This window comes from Alkalispirochaeta americana (genome assembly GCF_900156105.1).
Lineage (GTDB): Bacteria > Spirochaetota > Spirochaetia > DSM-27196 > Alkalispirochaetaceae > Alkalispirochaeta > Alkalispirochaeta americana.
Genome location: NZ_FTMS01000012.1, coordinates 43021 through 58152 on the forward strand (window position 1 = coordinate 43021; position 15132 = coordinate 58152).

Below are 15132 nucleotides of genomic sequence, written 5' to 3' on the forward strand. Positions count from 1 at the left end.
CGTCGGGACGTAATTTTGAAGGGAACTTTCCCGAGAGAGTGTACTATGTCGCGTATTGATGAAAAGAATATCGATGAAAAACAAAGAGACTACAAACAGGAGCAGCTCGACAGCCAGGTCGAACGCGCCCGGGAACTGATCGACAATGTCCGCGCCGAACTGCAGAGGCGAATTGTCGGTCAAACCACAATGATCGACGGGCTGCTGGTGGGAATGCTGGCTGGAGGCCACGTCCTCCTGGAGGGCGTTCCGGGGCTCGCCAAGACGCTTACCGTCAAATCGATCGCCCAGGTGCTGGATGCCGGTTTTCGGCGTATCCAGTTCACCCCTGATCTGCTTCCTGCAGATCTCATCGGAACTATGGTGTACCGTCAGCAAACAGGGGAGTTTGTTCCGCGCAAGGGCCCGATCTTCACGAACATCGTTCTTGCTGACGAGATCAACCGGGCCCCGGCAAAGGTGCAAAGCGCTCTTCTCGAGGCGATGGAGGAGCATCAGGTTACAATCGGCGATACCAGCTACGAGCTGGCAGAACCTTTTTTTGTCCTGGCAACCCAGAACCCGATCGAGCAGGAGGGAACATACCCTCTGCCGGAGGCCCAGCTGGACCGGTTCATGCTGAAGCTCCACGTGGATTATCCAACACGCGAAGAGGAACGGAAAATCCTCAAACGCGTAGGTGTTCCCCGTACGATAGAGCTCCAGCGAACGCTCTTCCGGGGGGATATCGCCAAGTTGCGTACAACCATCAGCGCCGTGACGGTAGATGACCGCATCGAGGATTATATCGTCCAGCTTGTTACCGCCACGCGGGACGATGGAAACAGGCGCGGCATGGGGGTCTTGCGGTATATCGAGTTCGGGGCCTCTCCCCGCGCCACGCTCTACCTCTACCGTTGCGCCAAGGTTCGGGCCGTGATGGAGGGGCGGCGCTACGTGATCCCCGAAGACGTGAAGGCCGTGGCCCATGACATTCTTCGTCACCGGCTGGTCCTCTCCTACGAGGCTGACAGCGAGGATCTCAGCAGCGACGACGTGGTCGATATGCTTCTCTCGACCGTTCCGGTTCCCTGATCGCGATTATGCCCCAGAAGCGGTTCAACCCCCTGGAGCACCTCCCCAGCGAGGCGCGGCTCCGGCAACTTCAAATCGTCGCTCAGCGCCTGGTGGAGAGCCTCCTGGCAGGAAACTACCGATCGGTCTTCAAGGGAACGGGGATCGAGTTCGACGAGGTTCGGGAGTACGTGGAGGGTGATGACACCCGCCTGATCGACTGGAACGTAAGCTCGCGTTTCGGCCAGGTTTACACCAAAACCTTCCGGGAAGAGCGGGAGATGACCCTTTTCCTGGTGGTGGATATCTCGGAGTCTCTCAGCTATGGTTCGGCTGACCGGTCCATGCGTGAGGTAGCCCTGATCGCCTCGTCGTTGCTCACCCTGGCGGCGGTTCAAAACAACGACAAGGTGGGAGGAGCCCTCTTCTCGGAGAAGATCGACGGCTGGATCGCTCCTGCCAAGGGAAGAACCCACGCCCTGCGCCTGCTTCAGGAGATTATAACCAGCAAGCCCTCGGGAAAGGGCTCAAACCTGGCCGATGCGCTCCAGACGGTGAGCGAATCATTGAAGCGCCGGGGAATCCTGGTAATCATATCCGATTTTCAGACCTCGGGGTATCAACGGGAGTTAGCCCTGGCGGCAAAACGCCACGATGTGATCGCCTTGAAAATCGGCGACCCCGTGATGGAATCCCTCCCCTCTTTTCCGATGGTAACCGCCGCCGACGCCGAAACGGGGAGAACGCTCTTTTTGAACGGCCGGTCCCGGCGATTCCGTTTTGCCTTCGAGCAATTCTGGAAGCAGCACCGGCAACAGTGGATTCGGGAATGCCACCGCCGGGGAATTTCGGCGATTGAGGTCAGTTCTGTGGATAACGTGGCGGACCGGTTGATCTCCTTCTTCCGGCGAAGGAGTGTGGGGCGATGAAACCCTTCACTCCAACAGGTCTGCCGCCCGGACACGAAGGGGGACGACGTGATTGTTGGTGAGTCAACATCCAGCAACAGGCTGCCGCCCGGACACGAGGGGGGACGACGGTGGAGCGGTCTTGCCTCTGGAGTGCGCCTCCCGGTCTTTCTGGCTCTTTTGGCGCTTCTGTGCGCCGGGTCGGGAGCCCTCTGTGCCCAGACACCATCGTCCCCGACAAGCGCCTCCCAGGCGATCGCCGAGGTTGTCTTTTTGCCCCAGACCTTCTACGTGGGAGACATGGTTGAGGCCCGGGTGGTGGTGAGGACGAGCGAGACCCTCAATCTGACCGTGCCGGATCCTCTTCCCTCGTCGGAGGCCGTAACGATTCACTCCGTGGCGATCGTACACCGTGCCGACGGCTTTGAGGCCCGCATCGTCTTTCAGCCGTTTTTCACCGGAACCCGACAGCTCCCCCCCCTCGGGCTGGGAGCTCTGGAGCTCTCGGGGATCAGTGTTCTGGTCTCTTCCCTTCTTCAGGATGGGGCCGGCGAACTTGCCCCCATTCGGGACCCGCTTGTGTTGCCCGGCACGCATTTGCTGATCGCTCTGGGGCTCTCGGCGGTGATCCTGATTCCCCTGCTGATTCTGGTGACGGGCAAGGGGCTGCGCCGGTGGCTGCGACTCCTGGTTCAAAGGTACCGCGAGAACCGCCCGTACCGCAGGATTTCGCGAAATCTTCGAACGCTCCAGGCCGATCTCACCCAGATCGATGGAAAGGAATACTACATCCGCCTCCTCGATGAGGCCCGGGTCTTCTTTGCAAGCCATTTTTCTGCACCCCTCCGGGCGGCCACCACGGGTGAGATGAACGGGAGACTGGAGCAGGCGGGGGTGCCCCCGGAGGTCCGGGAGCCCCTTATGGAGATGTTTCGCTTCGGTGATCTGGTAAAGTTTGCCGATCATCCTGTGACAATGGAGGACCGGCAGGGTGATCTGGAGCGGTTGCGGGATCTGGCCAGCCGGGTTTACCGGGAACGTCGTAACCCGGGAAAGGAGGGGCCCCGTGTGGGTTCTTGACCGACCGGGATATCTGCTCTTGCTCCTGGTTCTTCCGGTTCTGGTCTACCTGCGCCATTTCTGGTGCGGTCGGGGAAGCCGGATGATCTTCCCGTTTACCTTCTCCGGTGGTGAGGGCTTTCGTGCTCCTCTGACGGGGCGGGTGGTGTTCATGCGGCTGGGGCATCTCTGTTTCTGGACCGCGCTGGTTCTTCTGGTGATCGCCCTGGCGGGGCCGACGAAAACGGTGCGAGAGCGGATTTTTCTGACCCGGGGACTGGATATTATGCTGGTTCTGGATGTATCTCCCACCATGGCAGCCCGGGATGTGCAGCCCGTGAACCGTCTCGAAGCCGCACGGTCCGTGGCCCGCCGCTTTGTGGAGCAGCGTGAAAACGATCAGATCGGCCTGGTGGCCTTTTCCCTGGAGGCTGCCCTGCGGGTTCCTCCCACACTGAACCACGATCTGGTAATTTCCTCCCTCGAAGAGGCCTCCCTCATGGAGTACGGTGACGGTACTGCCATCGGAATGGCCCTGGCTCTGGCATCGCTTCATCTCTACGGTTCTGACGGCCAGGAACAGGTGATTATCCTTCTTACCGATGGCGTAAACAACGCCGGTGAGATATCTCCCGAAGCGGCTGCCGAGGTGGCGGGCCGTTCGGGAATTCGTATTCATACCATCGGTGTAGGCAGCGAGGGAGAGGCCGAAATCGAATTCCGGCACCCCGAGGATGGCAGAACCTACCGCGGTACGGTGCGGGAGGGCTATGATCCCGAATCGCTTCGCCGGATTGCCGAGCTGACGGGGGGGCGGTTTTTTTCTGCCTCCAGCGGAGGATCCCTCGAGGCGGTCTTCAACGCGATCGGGACAGTTGAAACCTCGGAGCGCCGTGTGCGGGTTCAGGTTCACCGTCATCCCCAACACCAGATTCTGCTGCTTGTGGCAGTGATCCTTCTGGTGCTGGATGTGTTTCTGCGGCGTCTTCTCATCGGGAGTGCTCCATGACCTTTCTGTATCCGGTGTATCTGTGGCTTCTCCTGGGGGTTCCTCTGGTGATGGGACTTCTGCTCTTTGCGGCCTGGCGTTCCCGCGAGGCTCTGACGGCCTATCTGGGGGGCAAGCTGCTCCAGGATGCTCTGGAAATACTTGTCCTGAAGAACTTCATTTCAGCGGTCCTTTTTACCATGGCGCTGGCGCTGCTGGTGGTCTCCCTGGGGGGGCCTCAGTGGGGAAGCCGCTCGGTGGAGGAAGAACGCCGTGGCCTTGAACTGGTTTTCCTGGTGGATGTTTCCAACAGCATGCTTGTGGAAGACGTGTTGCCTTCCCGGCTGGCTCGAACCAGGGAAGTGGCCCGGTCGGTGGCCTCGCGCTTTCCCGAGGCATCCAAGGGTATTGTTGTTTTCAAGGGAGGGTCCTCGGTGCTGGTTCCTCTCACGGGGGATCCTGCAGCGTTCGATCTGGCGATCAGCTACCTCTCGCCCTCCCTGGTTACCAGCCCCGGAACGGATTTGAACGAAGCCCTTCCTGCGGCGGCAGATCTCTTCCCCGGGGGGACCCCCCGGCATCGGGTGATTTTGCTCTTCAGCGATGGAGGGCACGATCTGGGGGTCAGTCGACAGGTTCTGGAAGATCTCCGCGATCGGGGTACCCCGGTTTTTACCGTTCTCACGGGAACGCCTGCGGGTGGCACGATTCCTGCCACCGATGGAGGGGTTCTCCGTGACGGCCATGGCGATCCTGTCATTGTGGGGGTGAATTCCCGGCGAATGGAGGAGATCGCCTCGGTTACGGGGGGGAAGGCCTATTCAATTTCCGAGACTACCATCGTGAATCGCCTGGTCCAGGATTTGGAACACCTGAGCGGTGAGGGCGTGTCGGTTCTGTTCCGGCAGGTTTCGGTGGACCGCTATCACCTCTTTGTCCTGGCTGCTCTGGGATTACTCGTGGTAATGATTCTTGTTCAGAGTTTTCGGTGGAGGGATCTTCTGTGAAACATGCAAGAGCCCTGGTGGTTGTAGTGGTGGTTATCTTCTCCTTGCCGGGCTGCAACATTCATCGGCCTCACATCCTTGCCCTGGGAGGGAACTACAGTGTAAGCCGTGGAGAGTATCAAGCGGCCATTGTCAGCTATCTGCGGGCCCAGGAGTCGGCAGAATACAGCCCCTGGCTTTCCTATAACCTGGGCAACGTCTATCACTACCTGGGAGAATCCGAGGCCGCTTTGGAACGCTGGGATTCTTCCCGGGAGAGCGACAGTCGGGAACTGCTCTTCGGGGCAAGCTTCAACAGCGGGGTTTACTATTTCGAACAAGGGCGATACCGCGAGGCCCGGCGTCAGTTCCGCATTGCGCTGGAGGTGAACCCCTCGAGTGTCGCGGCAAAACAAAACTTTGAGCTCACCCTGGAGCGTCTCAGCGCTGAGGCGGACCTCACCGGTGCGGGCGGGTTGACGGAACGGGCCGGTCCCGCCTCGGGGATCTCTCCGGGCGGTGCCGGAACCAACCGGATGCTGGACTACATCAAGCGCAGAGAGGAGCAACGATGGCGGGCAAATCAGGAAACCCGAGTATCGCCGGACGTTCAGGATTGGTGATCTCCTTGCGGCGAGGGGTGGGGTATTTTCTTCTGGTACTGTTTCTCTCGGGGGTGGTTGTTCCGAAGGGGGATAGCTCTGCCCAGGAACAGATCCTGGGGTTTCCCGGAGTTCAGGACGAGCGAATTCTTACCGTGAGCGGCCCCCGGCGCTACGAGGTCGTTTTGGGGGAGCGTTTTTCTGCCCAGGTCTTTCTCGATCAGGTTTCTCCTGAAGAAGTGCGGCTCGTTCTTCCGGAGCTTCCCCCGGGGATAGATGTTCAGGAGATACCTGTGCTGATTTCCCGTCCCGACGGTGTTGTGGAGGTGCGTTTGGAGATGATAGCCCGCCAGGCCGGGCGCTTTATCATCGATTCCGTCATGATCGAGACCGACCAGGGCCCCTGGTTTGTGCCCCCCCTGCTTGTGGAGGCGGCCCCCTCGCGAGGAGCATCGGTCCCCTTCGGCGCACGGTGGCGACTCCTTCAGGATCGCGTCTTTCAGGGGCAAAGCGTGCCGGTTGTGCTGGAGATAACCGGGATCGATTCCTTTACCTACCCTGAGTCGATCAACGTCCGTCCTCCTCAAACAGGACTCTTTGAGGAGATCAGCGGTGTGGGGCGCGTCGTAACCCAGTCCGTGGCGGGGGTAGAACTCTTCACCATTCCCGTGGCGGTCTTCCTTTTCACACCGACCTCGTCAGGCCAGGTCGTCCTTCCAGCCGCCTCTGTGGAAGCTCTGGCGGTAACAGCCCATACAACGGCTCTGGAGATTCCCGTGGAGCCCTTGCCTCCCGCCGTTGACCTCACGGGAGCGGTGGGACGCTTTGATTATTCCCTTTCCCTGGACAGGGAGCTTCTGCGGGAGGGCGAGACGGGAGAGCTGGTCATGCATATTGAGGGGGAGGGGAACCTGCTGGTCCTGGATTTCCCCCGGGTTTCTCTCGTGGGGCTCTCCGAGGTGGACGAGAATGATTCCAGTGATGTTCTCCCCGACACCGAGTCGCTACTGGGCTACCGGGGAACCCGGACCAGAACACTCCGGTTCCAGCCGCTGGAGGAAGAAGGCCGTGGCTCTATCACGGTGAGCGCCTTCTCGTACCTCGATCCTGAAACTGCCGTGGTTCACACCGTCTCTCCCCGGACCTTTTTTCTGGAGTTGCTCTCGGAGTCTGAAGAGCGAGTTGGCGACCGGGAGTCCCCCGAATTGAATCTGCTCTCTCTGGCGGAGCTGCAGCAACCTCGATGGTATCGCCTGAGAGATCTGGTCTGGCCCTTTTTTTTCTTTCTTCTGGGTCCTCTGGTATTTGCAGTCGTCCGGCTCCTCTCGGTTCGCTCGAGTGGTGGGGGGAAGGGGCGGGGAGTATCCCGAACGGGGGCGATCTCCCTGGTTCTGGGCGGGTTTCTCTTTCTTTCGGCAGGAACCATCGTTCCCCTGCTGAACCAACGGCGCCTCCTTCGCGCTGAAGAGCTCCTCTCCCAGGGTAAGGCCGATGTGGCGGGTGTTCTCTACGATCTTGAGCTTCAGGACCATCCCAACCACGCAGGCCTGCATTTCAACAGAGGCGTTCTGGCCCTTCAGGCCGATAACGCCCTCGCGACGGTGTACCACCTTCGCCGTGCAGCCCGTCTTGCTCCCGAAAAAAGCGCATTCCGCGAGGCCTTGCAGGAGGCCAGCCTCTATTTTGATATTCCCGACCAGCTGGAACTCCCTGCGGCGGTACGGCCGGATTTCTTCTTTCTCGCGCTTTTTGCGGTATGGACCCTCTTCTGGATGCTCCTGCTGAAGCGGTCATCCCTGGGGAGGTCGATCGGTCTGGTGAGTCTGCTCATGGCCGGTGTATTTATCCTGGCGGGGCTTGTCTGGTCTTTGGGGGCAGAGAAGGCCCCTGAAGGGGTGGCCACGGCAACCGTGGCGGTCCGTCGCATTCCCGATGAATCGGCCGACCCCTGGGTGGAAATCCAGCCGGCCCAACCGGTAAAGATTGAATTATCCTACGATCAATTTTATCTTATACGGACCGGATCCGGACTATCCGGGTGGGTCCCAAAACTGGATATATGGCGTTTAGGAGCAGACGATGAAGCCTGACCCCATGGAACTGTACCTTCAGCGGTATCCCCCCTGCGCATCGGCGACAGGCATGAAGGACATGGATGAGGAAGAGGATCTGCGACAACGGCTTGCTCCACGGCGTCTTCCGGTTGAGCGAACACTGGATCTCCACGGAATGACCCAGGAAGAGGCCCGGCTCTCGCTGGGGCGTTTCTTGGCGACCGCCCGGGCCGAAGGGATCAGGAAAGTGCTGATAATCCACGGAAAGGGAACACACGGAGAGACAGGCGGGGTGCTCCGACGTCTTGTTCAGGGCTATTTGGAGGCCGATCGGTCGGTGGGTGCCACGGGAACCCCCTCTGCTCAGGAGGGCGGTACGGGTGCAACCTGGGCGATCGTCCGTCAGCGTTCGCGATAAATGATCCGGCCTCGGGTGAGGTCGTAAGGCGAGAGTGCGACTTTTACACGGTCTCCCGGTACAATTCTGATGTAGTGCTTGCGCATCTTGCCTGAAAGGTGGGTGAGGATGACATGACCGTTCTTCAGCTCAACCCGGAACATGGTGTTGGGGAGCGATTCCTTGACAACTCCTTCTACCTCAATGGCTTCTTCTTTTGCCACAGCAACTCCTTGCCTGTATTCTTTTCTATAATTTGCTCTCGGCGAACGAGATACGAACTGGACCCATGGTAGGCGCTTTTCGGGGCCGTGTCAATGTGGCTGGCCCGGGATTGATCGAGAAGGTCTTGACTTTTTTTGCTCCATACTTATATTTCATCGGACTTTGTCGTTTAGATTCCAGGAGGGCTCCCATGGACCAAGTGTTTGTCGCAACAATGAAAAAACGGCTCGAGACTATGAGGTCCGAGATTCTGCACCAGTTAGTTACGGAAGACGAAGAGTTCCGGGCGATGGCTGGTTCAAGCGATACCAAGGATCTGGTTGATGTTGCAAGCAATGATATTGATAAAAAGATTCTCAGTGCCCTGGGCGATCAGGAATTAAAGAAGCTCCGGCTGATCGAGTCGGCTCTGGCACGAATCGACAGCGGGAAATACGGTCTCTGCCTCAAGAGCGGAAAGCCCATTCCCCGGGAGCGTCTTGAAGCGATCCCCTATGCGCTCTATCGCGTGGAATACCAGAGCGAGATCGAACGCAGAAACCGGTAAGCTTCCGCAGACACCGATGGTGTCTGCAGATTGCCTGGCCGGTACACAAAGAAACGGGCTGGTCCCGAGGGATCAGGCTAAATTGAGGCCGCGTCTCTTCCGATATATATATCAGGGAGGCGTGGTATGGATACTTCACAGGCTCTTGCTCACACCACCGCGCAGGCGGCGCAGGTTCGCAACGGCACGGTTCCGCTGACCGATCTGGTACGGGCCAGCCTGCGGTCTCATCCGGTCTCGATCCCTGTAACGGGCTCAATGTATACCCGCCTGGAACACGTGCGGGGCATCCCCCCCCTTCAGGGCCATCAGGGCCACCCGCTCTCGCGGCTCAGGGCTCTGGATGCGCTGATCACCCGGATTCGGGGATCTCAGGAGGCGGTTCTTGCCCAGGACATGGACATAACCGATTCTCTTGAGCGACAGGAGAAACTCTTGTCGGAGATGACCGAGGAGTTCCTTCGGGGCATTGAGGGCAGGTCGCTCGTTCCGGACCTGGCCCAGGGATTCCTCGTCGATATAAGCGCGTGAGCCGGGGCCATCGGATCAGATCGTGGCGCCCTTGCTTTCCAGGGGGTTATTCTGGGCCTCCCGCTCTATTGTTGTCAGGGGACCGTGGCCAGGGAAGACCCGTGTCTCCGGGGGGAGTTCAAAGAGGCGCTCCGTCACAGCCTTGAGGACCTGATCCTGATCACCTCCGGGAAGGTCTGTTCGGCCGATTGTATTAAAAAAGAGGGTGTCCCCCGTAAAAAGAATTCCCCGGGGTTCGCTGTAGAAGCAGCTGCTGCCCGGGCTGTGGCCCGGCGTGTGGAGCACCACCAGATCGGTATCCAGAATGTGATCCCCTTCAGAGAAGCAAAACTCCGCCTCGGGTACCTCCTGTTCAAAGCTGTCAAAGGCTTCCAGGGCGAGTTCTCCAAAGTGCGAAAAGAGATCCTGGTTGCGTTGGTGGCCGTCAGCGCCGAGAAAGGGACGGTCATCCTGATGAATCCCCAGGGAAATTTCGTGGCCCCGTTCGGCATAGTGCTGCAGGATTGTTGCGGTCGCCGAGGTATGGTCAATGTGGCCGTGGGTAAATACAATTGCCTTGGGCACAAGATTCATCACCTCCAGACGTTTGATGATCGTAGCGCCTTCAGCCCCGGGATCGATCAGAAGACACTCCTTCTTTCCCGTGGCGACAATGTAGGTATTGGTAAACATGGACCCGACGATAACGCGATGTGTGAGCATGATGCCTCAAGGTAGCAAAATAGCGAGGAGGATTCAACGGTGATGGCCAGCCAATATGCGATTCTCGCCGCCCTCACGGCGCTTTTCTTCTATCTTCTTCTCCCGGGGGCGGGGGCATTTTGGGTTCGGCGGCGGTGGCGACGGTTTCGGCATGCCGTTTCTCGTGGCGCGTCTCTCCCCTTGCTCCTGAGCGACACTCACCAGGAGGGGTGGTATCAGCTCTTTGGGCGGCTGGAATCGCTTCAGGGTGAAGACCTTCTGTGGCTCGATTCCGGAGCCGGTTCGGTGGGGGTCGTTGTGGAAGATACCCCCCTGTTTCTGTTTCCCGGTCGGGGTCGTGGCGCCCGGCGACCGAAAGAACCTCCCAAGGCGGTATTCTGGCACGAAATGCTGGCCCTCGCCGAAGGAACCCAGTTCTATGTTGCCGGCATTGCCCGGCAGGAATCGGGGCAAATGGTGTTTCGTCAACGGCAGGGGATCTTCCCTCTGATAATAATGTACGAAGGTTCCCCCCAGGGGCTTTTAAAACGGGTGATCTGGGCGGGGCGACAACGCAACGAATACTGGAACGCCGTGACACCTGGTGCGCTCACGGGAGGGTTTCTGGCTCAGCTGCTGGTAGCTCTGGCGGCTCTGCCGGTGGCGCCGGAAGCCGCCCGGTTTGCAATTGTTCTTGCCCTGGTTCCCCTTACGCCTTTGATGCCTCCCGGAGCGGGAGGGTACTACCTGTACCGGAAGGTCTGGGAGGAGGCGCGACGCCGACGGGCAATCCGTGATGCCTCCCGTTTTTGCGGGTTTGAGGAGGTCTCGGCCCGGGTGGGTGCCTGGGTGTGGCTTCGGGAGCTGGGGGCGGTGAGTATTCTGGCTCTGGGGGTGGGGATAAACAGCGGCGTGATCGCCCTGGTGCTGGCGATCACGCTCTTTGCTCCCTAGCCGAATGTTCCGAAGCTGATATCCCTGGAGGCTGATATCTCTGGCGGGATCATCATTTCTTGCTTCGGGCGTAGTTGACCGTTAGTTTTCGGCCCCGGTACTCCAGGCCGTTACACTGGGAGATTACACGATCGGCAACATCGGTATTGACCTCTACAAAGGAGTAGCTGTCGAGGATCTTTATCTGGCCGATTTGCTCGCCTGTTATGCCGTCGATTTCCGTGAGGAGAGCGATAAAGTCCTTGGGGAAGACCCTGCGGTTTTTGCCGATGCTCACAAAGAGGGTTTGGGTGTCTCCCTCGATGGGGTCGCCTCCATCCTGGCTCTCGACGAACTTGGCGCTGGCCTTCTCGGCCCCTTTGGTCCGTCTCGGTTGGGCGGGGCGTGTCCGGGGCTGATAGCCTCCGCGGCCTGATTCGGTGAGCTGCTTCAGGAGCCATGCCGTGAAATAGGCCCGGTTGAAAATGGAGACGTTTTTCTTGATAAACCGGCGGTAATCGTTCATCTCGAGGGGGTCAGCCTCGTCATGGATGTCCTGGATGATCGCCTTGACCGTCTGCTGAAGTTCTTCGGGGTTTCTGATGTTTTTGTATCTCGCCATAGGGGCACTTCCTTTCGGGGGTCGATGTAATCGGTGAAGATCGAGAGCGTTCCACCGGTGGTACGGCAGCCGACGGCGGGCCTCTTCCGCCAGGGGTTTTTCGGCGATCAGGACCGTCCGGGGGCGGCGGCGAATGCGGGAGATGATAAACCCCACATCGGCAGAAAACGATATCTCTTCGTCGGGAGGCACATGCGCTACAAGGTGGGTGATCCCGGAAAGATCGACCTCCTGGCGGCGGACTCCGTCAATGATCATCCCGGGTGTGGCAAAGGAAATCTCCGGTGATGACCGGGAAACCTCGCCGGGTCTCCCTTGGGGATTTCCAGCGGGTGTCTCGATCAGGGTCCGGGCCTTCCTCAGCCACTCCTCATCTCGGGAGAGAACAAGAACGAACTTGTCCCGAAGACTCCAGCGAGTCCTTCGGGGCAGGAGCGCCGGGAGTACCTGCTCTGACTCACCCTCGGGAGCGGTGAGTACTGCGGCACGACCGCCGATCCATGGTAATGTATGCGCCTCTGCAACGTTCACCGATGGCATGGTATGTGTCTAGCGCAGGCTTTGTCAAGAATTGCACGGCCCCGAGGGCTGTCTCCTGACAGGTGTACTGCCAGGAGGGCTGTCATATGAGCAGCTATGAGCCCTGTCAGGTGGTCACCAGAGGGGGCTTTGCAGAAAACCCTGGTCAGGTCCATCAAGAAAGGCAGCCCTGAAGCCGACCGTTAGATGTATGATGGTCTCTCGATTTTCCCGGGTTGTCTGGGTGATTCTGGTCCTTGGATGGACAGGATCGGCGGTTCTGGCCGCTGAGGAAGCGCGCCTGTTTCGCTACGCCCACCGGCCAGGCGAGCAGTATCGCATTGTGGGTGTAAATCGCCAGGAGATTTTTCTGAACGGTGAATCTCTCGGCACGACAGAAATTCTCACTCGCCTCCGGGTTCGTCTGGAGGAGGATTGGCGGGTCCACGGACACTACCAGATCTCCGAGGAGACCGACCTGGGAACCTCCATCTTTGCCATGGACCGGGAAGAGGAGGTCTCCTTTATCCAGCATCCCCTGGGACCGCAGGAGGTGCCTGCTTCCTCCTTCATCCCCCAGGTGCGGGATGTTCCTTCCTTTCCCGAGGGAGCGGTTCTGCCGGGCGAGACCTGGGAGATGCCCGGACAGGAGGTCTACGATTTTCGGGAGGGCCTGGGGGTTTCGGATCCCCTGGTTTTGCCCATTCGCGTTTCCTATACCTACCAGGGCATGCGGGAGTTCGAGGGCGCCTCTTTTCCCGAGGTGCTTATTCGGTACAGCGTTTTTTTTCGACCCTCCCGGGAGACCGCCGAGGCCCGGGAACTTCGCCTCATGACGGGCCAGTTTAGCCAGCGGCTCCTCTGGGATGAGGTGGCGGGACGACCCCATTATTACGAAGAGGATTACACCCATTTTATTCAGTTTGCAGACGGGACCAGAGTGGAGCTGCGGGGAGTTGCCGATGGGCGGGTCCTGGACGCGCCCCCTCTGGAACGGGACCGTCTTCGTGACGATATCGAGCAATCGATGCGCGATCGAAACGTGAGGGACACCACGGTTCGCTCCGATCAGCAGGGGGTGACGATCTCCCTGGAGGACATCCGGTTTGCTCCCGACTCGGCAGAGATTATGGATTCGGAGTTGGAAAAACTTGAATGGTTGGCGGAGATCCTCAAGGACCACCCCGATCGGGATGTGCTTATCACGGGCCATACCGCCCGTGCCGGTACCGAAGAGGGGCGTCAGCGATTGAGCGAAGAGCGTGCCCAGGCGGTGGGGCAGTTTCTCCTGGGCCGGGGGGTTCGAACCCGGGAACAACTGTTGTACCAGGGCAAGGGCGCCCGGAATCCGATATCCTCCGAGGATACTCCCCAGGGGCGGCGCCGAAACCGCCGCGTGGAGATCACGATTCTGGAGAATTAGCCCCTCCGGGGGGTGTTCGGTCCCTTCCTGCGTCGTATATTAAAGGGGTGAGACTGAATCCTGATCGCCCCGCCCAGGCTCTGCTTCCATGGATCTTCCTCGTGTTGCTTCTTCCCGGGATCGGCGGGTGCCGGGACCTCCCTTTTTCTGCGGGTGATCAGTTTTCGGGAACGCCTGTTTCGGTGGAGCCCGATGAAGTTCGGTATAAGCAGGGGGAGCTCTGGCACCTGGACCGGATCAACGCTCCCCGGGCGTGGCGGCTGGTGGCAGAGCGGGAGGCGCTCGGTCGGGTTTCTCCGGTGGTCCTGGCCGTGGTGGACAGCGCCCTCGATCAGGACCACGAGGATCTCCATGCTGTTATCAGCGAGGAGGGTGCGGTCTTCCTCGGGGATGATCCATCTGCTGATCCTCATGATCACGGCACCCACGTGGCCGGCCTTGCCGGTGCCCTGGGGGGCAACGAGAAAGGGGTAGTGGGGGCCGCCTTTAACGGGTACCGTCGGGTCCTGGTGCCCCTTTTGCCCGTGACGGTTCTCTCCGAAACGGGCGAGGGCTCCCTGAGCGATTTGGTGGAGGGGATCTATTACGCCGCCGGCGGCCGCCCGGGGGCTTCTGGGGCCAGGCCGGCCCGCCCGGCGGGGGTGATCAACCTGAGCTTGGGCATAGCCTCTCTTTGGGGAACGTCCCGGGAAGCTCTCCACGGGGCGATCCGTTTTGCCGCTGAGAAGGATGTGGTTCTTGTGGCTGCTGCGGGAAACAACCCGGCGGGCGGCCTGTCCCGGGTTGATTATCCGGCCCGGTTTCCCGAGGTGGTCGCCGTGGGAGCTCTTGACCGGGACGATAACCGGGCCAGTTTTTCCCATTACGGTGAAGACCTGGAGCTGGTGGCTCCGGGGGAAAACCTTGTCAGTACCGTTCCTGGTGAGGGAACGCCGGAAAATCTCTACAAAGCCATGTCTGGTACTTCCATGGCCGCTCCTCTGGTGAGCGCCGTGGCAGCCCTGATGCGTGCGGTGAATCCCCGCCTTTCGGCGGAGCAAATCCGGCAGATCCTCCAGGAAACGGCCCGGGATCTGGGAAGTCCCGGCCGGAACGACCAGTTCGGTTTCGGCCTGGTCGATGCCGGTGCAGCCGTTGTTCAGGCAGCCGGGGAGGGGAGTCCCTCGCTTCGTTTGAGCACCCGTAGCGTTGCCGGGACCGACCCCGGGTTCTCTCCTGCTCCGGAGGATCTTCTCTGGAACGAGGAGGGGGTTCCCCGGGTTGTGGTGGTCCCTGTCCGGGAGATCCTTCAGGATTCGCAGGAGCTGGACCGGCTGGGGCGCGAGCTCTCGCAGCAACGGGGGATATCCTTTGTGTCCCGGGGGGTTCTCCTGCGGGCAGAGGTTTCTTCCGGGGAACGGGGCTCGACCCTCCTGGAGGAGCTGAACGCTCATCCTCTGGTGCAGATAGCCTTTCAGGACGAGATCATCCACTTTTCCCGGTGAACCCGCCGGCAGGACTGGCTGCAATCTGCCCTTGTTCGGGGTATCTTGCAGAAGACCGGCCTCCTGCACTACGGTTTCCCCCCAAGAGAATACTCGTCGGGGCCGAATCGTCCTGGTGAG

At 59.9% G+C, this 15132-nt stretch carries 16 protein-coding genes; 13 read left to right on the forward strand and 3 right to left on the reverse strand.

Going from position 1 to position 15132, the window contains the following annotated elements:
- Nucleotides 1–45 precede the first annotated feature (45 nt).
- From BW950_RS09845 to BW950_RS09880, 8 genes are read left to right on the forward strand one after another with little or no spacing between them, the layout of a single operon-like run.
- Complete coding sequence (locus BW950_RS09845) at nt 46–1074, forward strand: AAA family ATPase (protein WP_076489134.1); 1029 nt, start codon at nt 46–48, stop codon at nt 1072–1074.
- An 8-nt stretch (nt 1075–1082) separates the two neighbouring features.
- Nucleotides 1083–1982, forward strand: coding sequence for a DUF58 domain-containing protein (locus BW950_RS09850; protein ID WP_083943911.1), 900 nt, complete (start codon nt 1083–1085; stop codon nt 1980–1982).
- Nucleotides 1983–2030: 48 nt separating this feature from the next.
- Nucleotides 2031–3041 (forward strand): hypothetical protein, encoded by a 1011-nt coding sequence (locus BW950_RS09855; protein ID WP_076489135.1) that lies wholly within the window; start codon nt 2031–2033, stop codon nt 3039–3041.
- A complete protein-coding gene (locus BW950_RS09860) occupies nt 3028–4029 on the forward strand; it encodes a VWA domain-containing protein (RefSeq protein WP_076489136.1) in 1002 nt (333 codons plus the stop codon). The genes BW950_RS09855 and BW950_RS09860 overlap by 14 nt, the downstream gene beginning before the upstream one ends.
- On the forward strand, nt 4026–5015 hold the full coding sequence (locus BW950_RS09865; protein ID WP_076489137.1) for a vWA domain-containing protein: 990 nt from the start codon (nt 4026–4028) through the stop codon (nt 5013–5015). Before BW950_RS09860 ends, BW950_RS09865 begins: the two co-directional genes overlap by 4 nt.
- The gene (locus BW950_RS09870) at nt 5012–5617 is read left to right on the forward strand and encodes a tetratricopeptide repeat protein (RefSeq protein WP_076489138.1); all 606 of its coding nucleotides are present in this window, start codon (nt 5012–5014) and stop codon (nt 5615–5617) included. The genes BW950_RS09865 and BW950_RS09870 overlap by 4 nt, the downstream gene beginning before the upstream one ends.
- Nucleotides 5566–7686, forward strand: a complete 2121-nt coding sequence (locus tag BW950_RS09875) for an SH3 domain-containing protein (protein WP_083943913.1) — start codon at nt 5566–5568, stop codon at nt 7684–7686. The genes BW950_RS09870 and BW950_RS09875 overlap by 52 nt, the downstream gene beginning before the upstream one ends.
- Nucleotides 7676–8068: a Smr/MutS family protein gene (locus tag BW950_RS09880; RefSeq protein WP_234969084.1), complete on the forward strand. Its 393-nt coding sequence runs from the start codon at nt 7676–7678 to the stop codon at nt 8066–8068. Before BW950_RS09875 ends, BW950_RS09880 begins: the two co-directional genes overlap by 11 nt.
- Here the strand turns inward: BW950_RS09880 and infA are convergent.
- Entirely contained in the window at nt 8053–8271 is a 219-nt protein-coding gene (infA, locus tag BW950_RS09885; RefSeq protein WP_018526106.1) for a translation initiation factor IF-1, read from the reverse strand. The genes BW950_RS09880 and infA overlap by 16 nt on opposite strands.
- A 191-nt stretch (nt 8272–8462) precedes the next feature.
- Between infA and BW950_RS09890 the strand changes: the two genes are divergently transcribed.
- Together BW950_RS09890 and BW950_RS09895 are read left to right on the forward strand one after the other, a co-directional pair.
- Nucleotides 8463–8819, forward strand: coding sequence for a TraR/DksA family transcriptional regulator (locus BW950_RS09890; protein WP_076489140.1), 357 nt, complete (start codon nt 8463–8465; stop codon nt 8817–8819).
- Between the two features lie 126 nt (nt 8820–8945).
- On the forward strand, nt 8946–9350 hold the full coding sequence (locus BW950_RS09895; protein ID WP_076489141.1) for a hypothetical protein: 405 nt from the start codon (nt 8946–8948) through the stop codon (nt 9348–9350).
- Nucleotides 9351–9365: 15 nt separating this feature from the next.
- Here the strand turns inward: BW950_RS09895 and BW950_RS09900 are convergent, their stop codons facing one another.
- Nucleotides 9366–10052 (reverse strand): MBL fold metallo-hydrolase, encoded by a 687-nt coding sequence (locus tag BW950_RS09900; protein WP_076489142.1) that lies wholly within the window; start codon nt 10050–10052, stop codon nt 9366–9368.
- Nucleotides 10053–10094: 42 nt separating this feature from the next.
- On the opposite strand from BW950_RS09900, the gene BW950_RS09905 reads away from it, so the two are divergent.
- Entirely contained in the window at nt 10095–10985 is an 891-nt protein-coding gene (locus BW950_RS09905; protein ID WP_076489143.1) for a hypothetical protein, read from the forward strand.
- A 52-nt stretch (nt 10986–11037) separates the two neighbouring features.
- On the opposite strand, the gene BW950_RS09910 is transcribed toward BW950_RS09905, so the two are convergent.
- Complete coding sequence (locus tag BW950_RS09910; RefSeq protein ID WP_083943914.1) at nt 11038–12126, reverse strand: DbpA RNA binding domain-containing protein; 1089 nt, start codon at nt 12124–12126, stop codon at nt 11038–11040.
- Nucleotides 12127–12316: 190 nt separating this feature from the next.
- Between BW950_RS09910 and BW950_RS09915 the strand changes: the two genes are divergently transcribed.
- Nucleotides 12317–13528, forward strand: coding sequence for an OmpA family protein (locus tag BW950_RS09915; protein ID WP_076489145.1), 1212 nt, complete (start codon nt 12317–12319; stop codon nt 13526–13528).
- A gap of 47 nt (nt 13529–13575) precedes the next feature.
- Nucleotides 13576–15012: a S8 family peptidase gene (locus BW950_RS09920; RefSeq protein WP_159438776.1), complete on the forward strand. Its 1437-nt coding sequence runs from the start codon at nt 13576–13578 to the stop codon at nt 15010–15012.
- Nucleotides 15013–15132 lie beyond the last annotated feature (120 nt).